The sequence below is a fragment of the Mumia sp. zg.B17 genome (assembly GCF_019550915.1).
GTDB lineage: Bacteria > Actinomycetota > Actinomycetes > Propionibacteriales > Nocardioidaceae > Mumia.
On record NZ_JAHWCI010000001.1, the window covers coordinates 261,020 to 274,527 of the forward strand.

The window sequence follows — 13,508 nt, forward strand, 5'->3', positions numbered from 1 at the left end:
CTGGCACGTACGACCGCGGTATGACCGCGCACGTCGGAGAGGGGTCCGCGGGTCGACGCTCACGACGGCCGCGGTTCCTAGCGTGGTCGTCATGTCATCGATCCCTGTCTCCTCTCTCGCCTCGGCCGTGCCGGGCGGCGTCCAGACCCCCACCGACACGGCGGCCGCGCGGACCCGCGGGCTCGTCAAGACCTACGGCCGCGGTCCGGCGGAGGTCCGGGCTCTCGACGGCGTCGACCTCACCATCGAGCGCGCCCGGCTCACCGCGATCATGGGCCCGTCGGGCTCGGGGAAGTCCACGCTCATGCACTGCCTGGCCGGGCTCGACTCGCCGACCTCCGGGGAGGTCGAGGTCGCGGGTACGGGCCTCGGCGACCTCGACGACAACGCCCTCACGAGGTTCCGGCGTGAGCACGTCGGGTTCGTGTTCCAGGCGTTCAACCTGCTCCCCACCCTCACCGCGCGCCACAACATCCTGCTCCCGCTGGACCTGGCGGGTCGCGAGCCGGACTTGCGGCGCTTCGACACGCTCATCGAGGTGCTCGGCCTCGCCGACCGACTCTCGCACCGTCCGTCGGAGCTCTCCGGCGGCCAGCAGCAGCGGGTCGCGATCGCGCGGGCGCTGCTCTCCTCGCCCGACGTCGTCTTCGCCGACGAGCCGACCGGCAACCTGGACAGCCGCTCCAGCGCCGAGGTTCTCGACTTCCTCCGCCGCTCGGTCGACGAGCTCGCGCAGACCGTCGTGATGGTGACGCACGAGCCGACCGCGGCCGCGTACGCCGACCGTGTGCTGCTGCTGCGAGACGGGCGGCTGGCCGGGACGCTCGAGCGCCCCACCGCCGAGGACGTCGTCACCGCGATCGCCGGACTGGACGCCTGATGCGCACGGTGCTCTGGGGGTCCTTGCGGGCGCACTCCCGGCGCTACGTCACCGCCGTCACCGCCATCGTCATGTCGGTGGCCTTCATGGTCGCCGTGAACGCCCTGAGCGGCTCGGCGCGTGACGGGCTCAGGTCGGACGTCGTCGCGCAGTACGCCGGCGCCGACCTGGTCGTGGACACGTCTGCCGACGACTCCCGCACCCTGGACCGGCTCGTCGACCAGATCCGGGCCGTCGACGGCGTCGAGGGGGCGGTCGTCAACCGGCTCGGCTTCGTGGAGGTGGAGGCCCGCTCGGCCCGGCAGCTGATGAGTGTCGGCACAGTCGCCGCGGACCGAGACCTGAGGTGGCAGGAGGTCACCGACGGAGTCGCTCCGCAGCGGCCGCGGGAGGCGCTCATGGCCGCTTCGAGCGCGAAGCGGTACGACGTCGCGCTGGGCGACACCGTGCGCGTCTTCGGGCAACGCGGCCCGGTGGAGGTGGCGATCACCGGCTTTACGACGAGCCCGGGCGGCACGCTGGGATCGACGGTGTACGTCTCGGAGCAGGTCGGCTCGCGGCTCGGTGACGTCCTCACGGCCGACGACGTGTCCGTGCGCGTCGCCGACACGACCGCGGCAGCGACGGGGAAGGCGCTGCGGTCTGCCGTGGGTGCAGACAGGTCCGAGCGTCCGGTCGCCGATCGTGAGGCATGGGTCGACTCCGCGGTCGCGGAGGCCACCAACGACGTGGACATTCTCCAGCGGATGGTCCTGGTGTTCGCCGCGATCTCGGCATTCGTCGGGACGCTGGTCATCGCGAGCACCATCACGACCGTCCTCGCCCAGCGCCGCCGTGAGCTCGCGCTGCTGCGCTGCGTCGGCGCGACCCGCCGTCAGATCGTCCGCTCGCTGCGCCTGGAGTCGCTCGCCCTCGGAGTGGCGGCCTCGACGGTCGGGGTGCTGGTCGGCTGGGGACTCGGGCACGCGACCGTCGCCGCCCTGCGCGCGTGGACGGCCGGGATCAGTTTCGGGGCGGTGTCGCTGAGCCCGCTCGGCGTCGGCCTGCCGTTCGCCCTCGGCGTGCTGGTCGCGGTGGGGGCGACGGTCCTGCCTGCTCGCCGGATCGGTCGCCTCACACCGCTGGAGGCCCTCCGCCCGCACGAGACCACCGGACTCTCCGGGGGCGCCGGGAGGATCCGCGTGGCCCTGGGCACGGTGCTCGTGTCCGTCGGTGGCGCCGGCCTGGTCCTGGGGACCGGTGACCTGATCCCGGTCGGCCTCGCCGGCGGCATGACGTCGTTCCTCGGCGTGGTCGTCCTCGCCCCGTTGCTGGTCCCCGCCCTCCTCCGGCTGGTCGGGCCGGTCGTCGGACGCAGCGGTGTCTCGGGCCGGCTCGCGGCGGACAACGTCGTCCGCAACCCTCGCCGGACCGCCTCGACGGCGACCTCCCTCCTCATCGGCGTCACGCTCATCACGATGGTGGTGATCGGCACCGCCTCGTTGCGCGGGTCGATCGACCGGGACCTGGACGCGTCGTACGCGCTCGACGTCGGGGTGGTCGCGGCCGGGGGCCCTCTCGCCGAGGGTGTCGGGGACCGCGTCGATGGCGTCGACGGCGTCGACTCGGTCGCCACCCTGCCGGGAGGGGAGGTCGAGATGGACGGGCACCGTGTGCTGGCGCTGGAGGTGTCGCCGGCGGCGGCGCGCATCGTCCACGGCGACACGGTGGTCCCGGGTCCGGGAGAGCTCGTCATCGGTGAGGAGCTCTCGACCGCCCTCGACCTCTCGTACGGCGAGAGCGCCCGGCTGCGGACGACGTTCGGCGAGCTCGACCTCCGTCCACGCGGCGGCGGGTCGCTCGGCGAGGTCGTCCTCGTCGGACCGGGGGTGCTCGACGAGCTGGGCGTGGCAGCGGAACCGCGCGCGGTCTGGGCGCGCGGCGAGGGTGGGGCGCCCGAGGAACAGGTCATGGCCGACACGGCGACCGTCGCCCGGTCCGCCGGTGCCGACGTCGCCGGAAGCATGGTCCAGCGGACCTGGATCGGCCTGCAGCTCGACGTGATGCTGGCGGTCGTCGTCGGCCTGCTCGCCGTCGCGGTCCTCATCGCCGTCGTCGGCATGACGGGGACCTTGAGCCTGTCGATCCTCGAGCGCTCGCGGGAGAACGCGCTGCTGCGGGCGCTCGGCCTCAGCCGCGGCGGGCTTCGACGCACGCTCGCGGGCGAGGCCCTCCTCATGGCCGGAGTCGGCGCCGTGCTGGGAACCACCCTCGGAGGTGCGTACGCATGGCTCGGCGTCCGGGCGCTCACCGAGGGTCTCGTCGACGACGTCGCGTTCTCGGTGCCGTGGCTCCAGGTCGCGATCGTGCTCGCCGCCACGACGGCGACCGGTCTGATCGCCTCGGTGGTCCCGGCACGGCGGGCCACGCGGGTGTCGCCGGCGAAGGGAATCGCGATGCTCTGACGCTCTGTCCGCGTCGCACTCGGCCGGCGGCCCTCCGACCCGCCACAATGGAGGAGGTCGCGTCGTCGGAGCGCGACCGACGACGATGAAAGGTGGGGCCGCGGTCGATGTCGGAGCCGACGAACGGCCGGGTCGGTGAGCTGGTCGACGGGCGTTACCGCCTGTTGGCGCTCGTGGGCCGTGGCGGCATGGCCGACGTGTACCGGGCGCGTGACGAGCTCCTCGGTCGTGTCGTCGCCGTCAAGATGATGCGCGCCGAGGCGGGGGTCGAGGTCGAGGACGCGCTGCGCCGTCACGAGATGGAGGCGAGGATCGGCGCCGGCGTCTCCCACCCCGGCCTGGTCACGGTCTTCGACGTCCAGGCCGACGGTGAGGCGCCGTACCTGGTGATGGAGTACGTCCCCGGCAAGACGCTCAGCCGGGTGCTCGTCGACGGGCCGATGGATCCCGAGACGGTCGCCGACATCGGAGCGCAGCTCGCCGACGCGCTGGCGGCCATCCACGACAACGGTGTGCTCCACCGGGACGTGAAGCCGTCCAACGTGATGCTCGTCGAGCGGAGCGGCGCGGCGCCGCGGGTCAAGCTCACCGACTTCGGGGTCTCCCGCTATCTCGAGGGCACTCGTCTGACCTCGCCCGACCTTCTGGTCGGTACGGCGCGTTATCTGAGCCCCGAGCAGGCGGTCCTGGACGAGGTCGGGCCGCGCGCCGACGTCTATGCCCTGGGCCTGGTCCTCCTGGAGGCACTCACCGGTGAGGACCCGTTCCCCGGCACGCGGGTCGAGACGTTGTCGGCACGGCTGCACCGTCCGCCGCGCATCCCGGAGTCGCTCGGGCCCGACTGGGCGTTGGCGCTGGGTGCGATGACACGGCGCGACCCCGACGAGCGGCCGGACGCGCGGGGTGCCGCGGCGGCACTGCGGGCGGTGCGTGACGGCGGAGACGTCGCGGCCGCGCTCGCCGCGGCCGGCGTGACGGTCACCGACCCCGGAGGCAGCGACACGGTGGTCGGTCTTCCGGTCGCGGACGATCCCACGGAGGCCGCGGCACCCGCCGCAGGCCCGGTGATCGGCGCTGCTGCCGGGGGTGCCGCGGCCGGTGCGGCGCTCGGTTCCGCGGCACAGGCTGAGGGTGACCCGGAGGAGCCGGATCCCGTCACCGACACGGCCGAGCAGGAGCCCGTCACGGCCGAGGCGGTGGCCCCGGCGGCTGCCGCCGGAGCGACCGCGCCGCTGGCCGCCAGCGACGAGCCGCCGACCGGTGGTGGCTCAGCCCTCGACGACACCGGCAGTCCGGCCGACGAGCCCTCGCCCTGGGCACGCCGCGCCCCCTTGATCGCGGTCGCGGTGGTGCTCATCGCCGCCGCAGTGGCCGTGGGGCTCGTCCTGACCAGCGGTGACGATCCGTCCGACCCTGTCCCCACCCCGACGCCGACGCGGACGACGCCGACGGAGACCAGCAGCACGCGCTCCCCCTCTCCGACGCAGACCAGCAGGCCCGCGCCGACGCGGACGACGCCCACCCGGACGACGCCGACGCGGACGAGGCCGACGGAGACGTCACCGACTCGGACGCCGACCACCGCGTCTCCGACGCCGACGACCGCGCCGCCCACCACGACCGCCCCGCCCACCCCGACCCGAACCACACCGCCACCGACGACGGCCGCGCCGACCACCGCGCCGCCGACGGACGAGGGAGAGGCGCTGCCGTCCTCGCCCGCCGGGACGCCGCCTCCGGTGACAGGTCCGCAGGACAGCTGAGTGCGCGGCCCGGGTATCCTCGACATGTGAGCGCCTTCGTCCGGTACACCCTCGCGCGACTGGGATTCTTCGCCGTCGCGTTCGTCGTCGTGGGTCTCGTGTCGTCGATCTGGCTCGAGGTCAGCGACGTCACCGTGCTGTGGGTTGCCCTCATCGCGCTGGCGATCTCGGCGGTGGCCTCGTTCTTCCTGCTCGGAGGGCTCCGCGAGGAGGTTGCCGTGTCGCTCAAGGCCCGCGCCGACAAGATGAACGACCGGCTCGAGGCGGCGCGCGGCGCCGAAGACGTGGACTGAGGCCGTGCCTCGCTCGTCCGCGCAGCGGCGGGCCTGGGTCGACGAAGCCGTACGGCGGGTCGATGCCGACGCCAACCGAAGCGCCGACACCCACCTCCACGTCTGCCCTCTGCCGGGTTCCCCCGGCATCGAGCTGTACCTCAAGGACGAGTCGGTCCACCCGACCGGCTCCCTCAAGCACCGGCTCGCGCGGTCGCTGTTCCTCTATGCCCTCTGCAACGGCTGGATCGGCCCTGACACCACGATCGTCGAGGCGTCCAGCGGCTCCACCGCTGTGAGCGAGGCCTACTTCGCGGGCCTCGTCGGTCTGCCGTTCGTCGCCGTCATGCCGCGCAGCACCAGCGAGAGCAAGATCGCTCTGATCGAGTGGTACGGCGGGCGCTGCCACTTCGTGGACGACCCTGCCGACATGTACGCCGAGGCGGCGAGCCTCGCCCGCCGGTGCGGCGGCCACTACATGGACCAGTTCACCTACGCCGAGCGCGCCACCGACTGGCGCGGCAACAACAACATCGCCGAGTCGATCTTCGCGCAGATGAGCGAGGAGCCGCACCCCGTGCCGTCGTGGGTGGTGGTGGGTGCCGGGACCGGTGGGACGTCGGCGACGATCGGCCGCTACGTCCGCTACCGCCGACACCCGACGCAGGTGATGGTCGCGGACCCCGAGAACTCCGCGTTCTTCGACGGGTGGGAGCTCGACACGTCGGACCACACCACCGGGATGCCGTCGCGCATCGAGGGGATCGGCCGGCCACGGATCGAGCCGTCGTTCGTCGGAGGCGTCATTGACGACATGCTGCGCGTCCCCGACGCGGCCTCCGTCGCGGCGATGCGCTGGTGCACCCGCCGGCTGGGGCGCAGCGTGGGTGGGTCGACCGGCACGAATGTGTGGGGCGCGCTGACCGTCATCGAGCGGATGCGCGCCGCGGGGGAGTCGGGCAGCGTCGTGACGCTGCTGTGCGACTCCGGTGACCGCTACGCGTCGACCTACTACGACGACGACTGGGTAGCGCAGCAGGGACTCGACCTGGCGCCCTACGAGGCGGTGCTGGCCAACTACGACGCGACCGGACGGTTCACGCCCGGCGCGGGCGGCGTCTAGCGGTCGGCCTCCAGGGCCGCCTCGGCGAACGGCAGCGCGATCTCTCGGTCGGCCGCCACGAGACCGACACGCGTCCGTCGGTCGAGCAGGTCGTCGACGTCCAGCGCTCCCTCGTGGCGTACGGCGAACCGCAGCTCGGCCGGCGTGGTCGCGATGTGCGGGGCGATCGGCTCGAGCAGGGTCGGGTCTCCCTCGGCGTCGGCGAGGACCGCGGCGGCCTCGGTCCCGTACCGGGCGACGAGCCGCTGGGGAGCGGGGATGTGCGAGAGCGTCACCCGATCGGCGGCCCCCACCAGCGGGAGCGTCGTGGTCCGTGAGGGCCCGGCGGTGCGCCGCGTTGCCTCGAGTGCGGCGTCGACCGCGTCCTCGGCCATCCGGCGGTAGGTCGTCAGCTTGCCGCCGACGATGCTGACCAGGCCGTCGTCGGCCGTGAGCACGACGTGTCGGCGCGACAGGTCGGAGGTGCGTCCGCCCTCTCCGTCGAGGAGCGGGCGCAGGCCCGAGAAGGTGCCGACCACGTCGTCGCGGGTGAGTGGGCGCTCGAGCGCCGGCGACACCGTGTCGAGGAGGAACGCGATCTCGGACTCGGTGGCGACCGGGACGTCGGGGACGTCGCCGTGGACCTCCTCGTCGGTCAGGCCGACATACACGCGGCCGTCCCAGGCCGGCAGCACGAGGATGAACTGGTTCGTAGCACCCGGCACCGGGATGGTCAGTCCCGAGGTGAGCCCGCCCAGCGTCTCCGCCCGCAGGACGAGGTGGGTCCCGCGGCTCGGCCGCAGACGGACCCCGTCGGCGAGCGTCCCGGCCCAGACGCCCGCCGCGTTGACCACCATCCGGGCGTCGACCTGCATCGTGGCGCCCGTCTGCTCGTCGCGCAGCACCGCACCGGTGCCGCTGAGCTCGACCGCGCTCGTCCGTGTCAGGACCCGTGCTCCGAGGGAGGCCGCGGTCCGGGCGATGCCGACGACCAACCGCGCGTCGTCGACCACCTGCCCGTCCCAGAAGACCAGGCCCCCGCGGAGGCCGTCGGCACGCATCGTGGGGGCGTAGCGCCGGACCTCGAGCGCCGACAGACGGCGGGAGCGGGGGAGGGTCCGGCTCGACGTCCCGGCCGCCTGACGAAGGGCGTCTCCGATCAGGTAGCCGGCCCGTACGGTCGCCGCGGTCCTGCGACTCACACCGTCCAGCAGGGGAAAGACGTTGGGAAGCGCCTGGACCAGGTGGGGTGCCGTGCGCTCGATGAGCACACCGCGCTCGACGGCGCTCCCGTAGGCGAGACCGACGTCACCGCTGCCCAGATAACGGAGCCCACCGTGGACCAGCTTGGAGCTCCACCGGCTGGTCCCGAAGGCCAGGTCGTGCTTCTCGACCAGGGCGACCGACAGCCCTCGCGACGCCGCGTCCAGAGCGACCCCGGCCCCGGTCACGCCTCCACCCACGACGAGCAGGTCGACAGCGTCCCCCGAGGCCAGGTCGTCGAGCTCTCGGGCCCGACGGGCGGCGTCGAGCGAGGCAGGCGCGGTGTGCATCGTCAGTCCTCGCGGCGGTCGGGGGAGAGATAGCGGTCGAGCGCCTCGGCCAGCTGGTCGTCCAGTGCCTCGAGGGTGACTCCGCTGCCGGTGGCGGACGCTGTCACCGCCGGTGCGGTCATCGCGAACGACCACGCCAGCAGGAGGACCGTACGCGCCTGCAGGGCGACGTCGAGGGGACGGATCGATCCGTCGTGGTGCCCCTCTCGGAGCAGGTCCTCGAGCACCTGCAGCATGTGCGTGCTGGTCCTCCCCATGCGCTGGAACACGTAGGGCACGAGAAACTCGGGGTCGGAGTCGACGATCGCGCGGTGGAGGGGATGGGCCCGGATGGTCGCGATGGTGGCGACGGCCGCGGCGACGACGCGTTCGCGTCCGGTCGGGAAGACGCGGTCGGCGGCCTCGGTCGCGACGGCCGTCCACTCGCGCGTGAGCAGCGCGGCGATCACCGAGTGCACGTTCTCCCAGCGGCGGTAGAGCGTCGCGCGGGCGACACCGGCGCGCGTGGCGATGTCGGCCATCGTGACGCGCTCGAGGCCGTTGTCGAGCAACGCGTCCGCGGCCGCGTCGAGGATGCGATCCTCGGGGATGGCCTTGCCGGAGTCAGCTGGGCGGGCACGCAGCCGCTCGAGCTCCGATCCGGCATTGAAACGCTTCGCCATAATGTGTTCAACTTAGCATGACATCGAGGGTGTCGAGATCGGAGAACCATGTCGGAGCTGGCACTGCCTGTCGTGGAGTTCGCGCCGGACCGGTGGGGCAACCCGGCCCACGCGACGGGGCTCTCCCCGGCCACCAAGGAGGCGCTCGACGCGCTCGGGGTGCGCCCCCGCAGCGTCGCGGTGGCCCCGGAGGACGTGGTGCTGCCAGGCCCGGCGGTGCCGGCCTCCGCCCGTACCGCGCTGGAGGCGGCCGTCGGGGCCGCGTACGTCAGCGACGAGGAGATGGACCGTCTGCGTCACACCCGCGGCTGGTCGACGCCCGACATCCTGCGCATGCGGGCCGGCGACGTCGCCGATGCGCCCGACCTGGTCGTGCGGCCGGGGTCGCACGACGAGGTGGTCCGCGTCCTGCAGGCGTGCTCCGAGGCAGGCGTCGCCGTCGTCCCCTACTCGGGCGGGACGTCCGTGGTGGGCGGTCTGGCTCCCGACCGAGAAGGCTTCGCCGGGATGGTGGCCCTGGACCTGGCCCGCCTGGACGCCCCCGTCGCGCTCGACCCGGTGTCGCGGACGGCGACGCTCCAGGCGGGGATGCGCGGCCCCCGTGCCGAGGAGCTGCTCCAGGCGGAGGGCTTCACGCTGGGGCACTTCCCGCAGTCGTACGAGGGCGCCTCGCTCGGCGGATACGCGGCCGCACGGTCGGCGGGCCAGTCCTCGGCGGGCTACGGGCGCTTCGACGAGATGGTCGTCGGGTTGGTCCTCGCCACCCCGCGAGGGACGCTGGAGCTCGGCACCGCGCCGAAGTCCGCATCCGGACCCGACCTTCGTCAGCTCGTCCTCGGCTCGGAGGGTGTCCTGGGCGTGATCACGTCGCTCACCGTCCGGGTCCGGCCCGTGCCGCGCGAGCGCGTGTTCGAGGGATGGCGGTTCCCGTCGTTCGGGGCCGGCCTGGAGGCGGTGCGCCGCCTGGCCCAGGACGGGCCGTTGCCCACCGTGCTCCGGCTCTCGGACGAGGCCGAGACCGCGATCAACCTCGCCGACCCGTCGGGCGGCCCCGCGCCGGGCGAGGGCGGATGCCTGGCGATCACCGGCTACGAGGGCGATCCGGAGGACGTCGCCGTCCGCCGCGGGCGTGCCACGGCGGTGCTTCAGGCGTGCGGTGGCGAGCCGCTCGGTCTGGAATCCGGCGAGGCGTGGCGGCGCGGCCGCTTCCATGGGCCCTACCAACGCGACCCCCTCCTGGATGCGGGCGCCTTCGTGGAGACCCTGGAGACGGTCACCTTCTGGTCGAACGTCCCACGTCTCAAAGCTGCGGTCACCGAGGCGGTGCAGGGGGCGCTCGGCGAGCAGGGCACCCCGGCGATCGTCCTCTGCCACGTCTCGCACGTGTACGAGACCGGGGCGTCCCTCTACTTCACGATCGCCTGCGCCCAGGCGGACGACCCGCTCGCCCAGTGGGCCCCGGCGAAGGCGGCGGCGAACGCCGCCATCCGCGCCGCAGGGGCAGCGATCAGCCACCACCACGGGGTCGGGACCGACCATCGTGCCCCGTACGCCGAGGAGATCGGGCCGCTCGGTGTGGAGGTCCTCCGTGCCGTCAAGGCGACGCTCGATCCGGCGGGGATCCTCAACCCCGGCGTCCTGGTGGCGCGATGAGCACCCGGCAGATCACCGCGCTGGTCAACCCGATCTCGGGACGGGGCGATTCCCAACGGGTCTGGGACCCGCTCGAGGAGCGCCTTCAAGCGGCCGGGGTCGACGTCGCGACCGTCGTCACGACCAGCGTGCACCACGTCGGTGAGGCGGCGTTCGAGGCGGCCTGCGCGGGCCGCGTCGTGGTCGCCGTCGGCGGAGACGGGATGGTGCGCGACGTGGGCGGTGGTGTCGTCCGGGGTGACGGAGTCATGGCGGTGGTTCCCGGTGGTCGCGGCAACGACTTCGCCCGAGGGTTCGGGATCACCGAGGACCCGGCGACGCTCCTCGAGATGCTCCTGCACGGGCCCGTGCGCCCGATCGACGTGCTCGACGCCGACGGCGTCGTGGTCCTGGGCAACGTCTACGTCGGGGTCGACTCGCGAGCGACCCGGCTGATCAACCGGATGCGCCGCTTCCCCGCGGTCGTCGCCTACCGGGCGAGCGGACCGCTGGCCATGCTCACGTGGCGGGCACCGACGTTCACGCTGACCACCGACGGCGGGACCCGCACCGTACGCGCGCACAGCGTGATCGCGGCGAACTCCGGCCGGTACGGCCGCGGGCTGGACATCGTGCCGTCGGCACGGGTCGACGACGGGCTCATCGACCTGCTGGTCGCGAGCACCGACGGCCTCGGACGCCGCCACATGGCCGCCTACATGGTCGAGGCAGGCACCGGTGCGCACGTGCGCCGCGATGCCGTCGACGTGGTGCGGACGCGTTCTGTCACGATCGCCGCCGACGGACCGGTCCCCGTCGGCATCGACGGTGACGAGATCGGCGCGTTGCCGATCACCGTCCGCGTGCGTGCCGGCGCGTTGCGGATGGTGGTGCCGGTCTGAGCACACGCGTCGACGAACCTCACTCGGCTGCGGCTAGCGGCGGTGGGGCACCAGCGTCTTCGAGAACAGGGCGCCACCGTCGACGTCGCGGAGCGTGACCGTCAGGGCAGCCGTGTCGCCGTCGACCTCGACCTCCCCGAAGAACTGGAACCCCTCGGCGGGTGACGTATTCGCCCGTGGTGGTGCCGCCACGAACTCCGCACGTGGCCCGAAGGTCGCGTCGAGCGCGTTCGGGCCGAACGCCCCGGCGTTCAGCGGACCCGAGACGAACTCCCAGAACGGGTCGAAGTCCTGGTACGCCGCCCGGTCGGGCGAGTAGTGGTGCGCGGCGGTGTAGTGGACGTCGGCCGTCAGCCACACGTGGTTGCGGATGCCGGCACGCTTCAGTGCGGTGAGGACGGGAGCGATGTCGAGCTCGCGCCCCAGCGGTGCTCCCGGGTCGCCCTGGGCGATGCCTTCCTGCTCCGTCCCGTCCGGCACGACCAGGCCGACCGGGAGGTCGGCGGCGATCACCTTCCAGGTGGCACGCGACCTCTCGAGCTCACTGATCAGCCAGCGTGTCTGCTTCGCGCCGAGCACGCCTCCGTCGCGGAGGGTCTCCTTGTCGGCGGTGTTGGGGTCCTTGTGCGTACGCATGTCGAGCACGAACAGGTCGATCAGGGGGCCGAGGTGCAGGACGCGGTACACCCGTCCGTCGGGGTCGGGCGAGATCGGCGCTACCGGGATGTACTCGTGAAAGGCCCGCCGCCCCCGCGCGGAGAGCACGTCGACGCGCTTCTCGGTGTAGCGGGCGTCGGTCAGGAGCTCGCCGGGATACCAGTTGTTGGTCACCTCATGGTCGTCCCACTGCGTCACCTGCGGTGTCTCGGCGAGGAACCGGCGCCAGTTGTCGGCGAGCAGGTTGTAGCGGAACTGTCCTCTGAACTCGGCCAGGGTCTCGGCGACCTTCGTCTTCTCCTCCGTCACGACGTTGCGCCAGAGCGTGCCGTCGGGCAGCGTGACCGTCTCGCTGAGCGGGCCGTCGGCGTAGACGTTGTCGCCGCTGCAGAGGAAGAAGTCGGGGCGCCGTCGCGCCATCGCGTCGACGATGCGGAAGCCGCCGTACGCAGGGTTGACCCCCCATCCCTGCCCGGCGATGTCGCCGGACCACAGGAACCGGACATCCTCGCGTCGGCGCGACGCGGTCCGCAGGTGCCCGGTCTCCGGTGCGCTGGAGCGACGGGGATCGCGGAGGTCGACCGCGCGTACGCGGTAGAAGAGATCGGCGCCGGACGGGAGCCCGCGCACGGTGAAGCGGCCCGTGAAGTCGGTGTCGGGGGTGACGACCGGGCCCTGGACGGTCACGGACCTTCGGAACGAGCGGTCTCGGGCGATCTCCGCGACGAGACGGGACGGTCGGTCGGCCCGGGACCAGAGCGTCGCCTGACGGGTCAGGACGTCACCGGCTTGGACGCCGTGGGTGAGGGCTGGGCGGTCGCCACGGACCAGGGCGGCAGCGGAGCCGGAGGTCGCGCGAGCGGTGGTGGCGGAGGCGGGTACGGAGCCGAGGACGGCGGCTCCGGCTCCGACGACGGCCGCGCCCCGCAGGAGGGTGCGGCGGCCGAGCTGGGGTTCGGGCGGGGTCTGGGTCATGCAGACACGGTCGCGGGCCCCGGCGAACGCCAGGTGACTCCACGGTGAGATGCAGGGGGCGGGCTCGTGACCGGCGCGGGGGCGCCGGGCCGTCTACGTTGGCGCCATGCCAACCACAGCCATCGACCTCGGACGTCCCGTCTCCGGCGACGTCATCGACCTCATCCTCGACGACCACCGGCGCTTCGAGGATCTCCTGCGGCAGCTCCGCGACGCCAGCGCCGACCGTGACGCCGTCAGGAAGGCGTTCGCCGCCCTGCACGTCGCCCACGCGGAGGCGGAGGAGAAGAAGGTCTACCCGACGCTGCGGCGCCGCGACGCGATCGGCGCGCACGAGGAGGAGCACGGCGAGGAGGAGCACGCCGAGGGCAACCAGGCGCTGCTGGCCGTGCTCGAGCTCGTGGCCACGGACACGCAGGCCTTCGACGACGCGGTCGAGGAGCTCGCGCGGGTGGTCAACCACCACCTGACGGAGGAGGAGCTGACGATCCTCAACCCGGCGCGCGAGGCGGTCGCCGAGAAGGTGAGGCACGACCTCGGTGAGGCGTTCGCCCGTGAGCGCAACGCCCAGGTCGACGCCGACTGCGGCCGGATCGACAACGTCCGTGAGCTCGTCACGCGTGCCGAAAAGGAAGGGCTCCTCGACGACGACGAGGAGTGACCGGA

11 protein-coding genes are annotated in these 13,508 nt (G+C 73.0%); 8 read left to right on the plus strand and 3 right to left on the minus strand.

All coding sequences use genetic code 11. The features are described 5' to 3' along the window. The first annotated feature begins 91 nt into the window (after positions 1-91). The 5 genes from KV097_RS01220 to KV097_RS01240 all read left to right on the plus strand — a co-directional run bounded on the left by KV097_RS01220 (position 92) and on the right by KV097_RS01240 (position 6,482). Complete coding sequence (locus tag KV097_RS01220; protein ID WP_220364874.1) at positions 92-880, plus strand: ABC transporter ATP-binding protein; 789 nt, start codon at positions 92-94, stop codon at positions 878-880. Continuing rightward, complete coding sequence (locus KV097_RS01225; RefSeq protein WP_220364875.1) at positions 880-3,324, plus strand: ABC transporter permease; 2,445 nt, start codon at positions 880-882, stop codon at positions 3,322-3,324. The genes KV097_RS01220 and KV097_RS01225 overlap by 1 nt, the downstream gene beginning before the upstream one ends. Before the next feature lie 107 nt (positions 3,325-3,431). After that, positions 3,432-5,087 (plus strand): serine/threonine-protein kinase, encoded by a 1,656-nt coding sequence (locus KV097_RS01230; protein WP_220364876.1) that lies wholly within the window; start codon positions 3,432-3,434, stop codon positions 5,085-5,087. 26 nt (positions 5,088-5,113) lie between these two features. Further along, entirely contained in the window at positions 5,114-5,380 is a 267-nt protein-coding gene (locus KV097_RS01235) for a DUF4229 domain-containing protein (protein WP_220342171.1), read from the plus strand. 4 nt (positions 5,381-5,384) lie between these two features. Beyond that, positions 5,385-6,482: a PLP-dependent cysteine synthase family protein gene (locus tag KV097_RS01240; protein WP_220364877.1), complete on the plus strand. Its 1,098-nt coding sequence runs from the start codon at positions 5,385-5,387 to the stop codon at positions 6,480-6,482. Here KV097_RS01240 and KV097_RS01245 read toward each other — a convergent pair. Beyond that, positions 6,479-8,014 (minus strand): glycerol-3-phosphate dehydrogenase/oxidase, encoded by a 1,536-nt coding sequence (locus KV097_RS01245; protein WP_220364878.1) that lies wholly within the window; start codon positions 8,012-8,014, stop codon positions 6,479-6,481. The genes KV097_RS01240 and KV097_RS01245 overlap by 4 nt on opposite strands. Before the next feature lie 2 nt (positions 8,015-8,016). After that, positions 8,017-8,676: a TetR/AcrR family transcriptional regulator gene (locus KV097_RS01250; protein WP_220345382.1), complete on the minus strand. Its 660-nt coding sequence runs from the start codon at positions 8,674-8,676 to the stop codon at positions 8,017-8,019. Positions 8,677-8,724: 48 nt separating this feature from the next. Between KV097_RS01250 and KV097_RS01255 the strand changes: the two genes are divergently transcribed. Both KV097_RS01255 and KV097_RS01260 read left to right on the plus strand, forming a co-directional pair. Then, positions 8,725-10,329: an FAD-binding oxidoreductase gene (locus KV097_RS01255; protein ID WP_220364879.1), complete on the plus strand. Its 1,605-nt coding sequence runs from the start codon at positions 8,725-8,727 to the stop codon at positions 10,327-10,329. Continuing rightward, on the plus strand, positions 10,326-11,210 hold the full coding sequence (locus KV097_RS01260; RefSeq protein ID WP_220364880.1) for a diacylglycerol kinase family protein: 885 nt from the start codon (positions 10,326-10,328) through the stop codon (positions 11,208-11,210). Before KV097_RS01255 ends, KV097_RS01260 begins: the two co-directional genes overlap by 4 nt. A 33-nt stretch (positions 11,211-11,243) precedes the next feature. Here KV097_RS01260 and KV097_RS01265 read toward each other — a convergent pair whose 3' ends face one another. Continuing rightward, complete coding sequence (locus KV097_RS01265) at positions 11,244-12,842, minus strand: alkaline phosphatase (protein WP_220345379.1); 1,599 nt, start codon at positions 12,840-12,842, stop codon at positions 11,244-11,246. 106 nt (positions 12,843-12,948) lie between these two features. On the opposite strand from KV097_RS01265, the gene KV097_RS01270 reads away from it, so the two are divergent. Continuing rightward, positions 12,949-13,503, plus strand: coding sequence for a hemerythrin domain-containing protein (locus KV097_RS01270; protein ID WP_220364881.1), 555 nt, complete (start codon positions 12,949-12,951; stop codon positions 13,501-13,503). Positions 13,504-13,508: the final 5 nt, after the last annotated feature.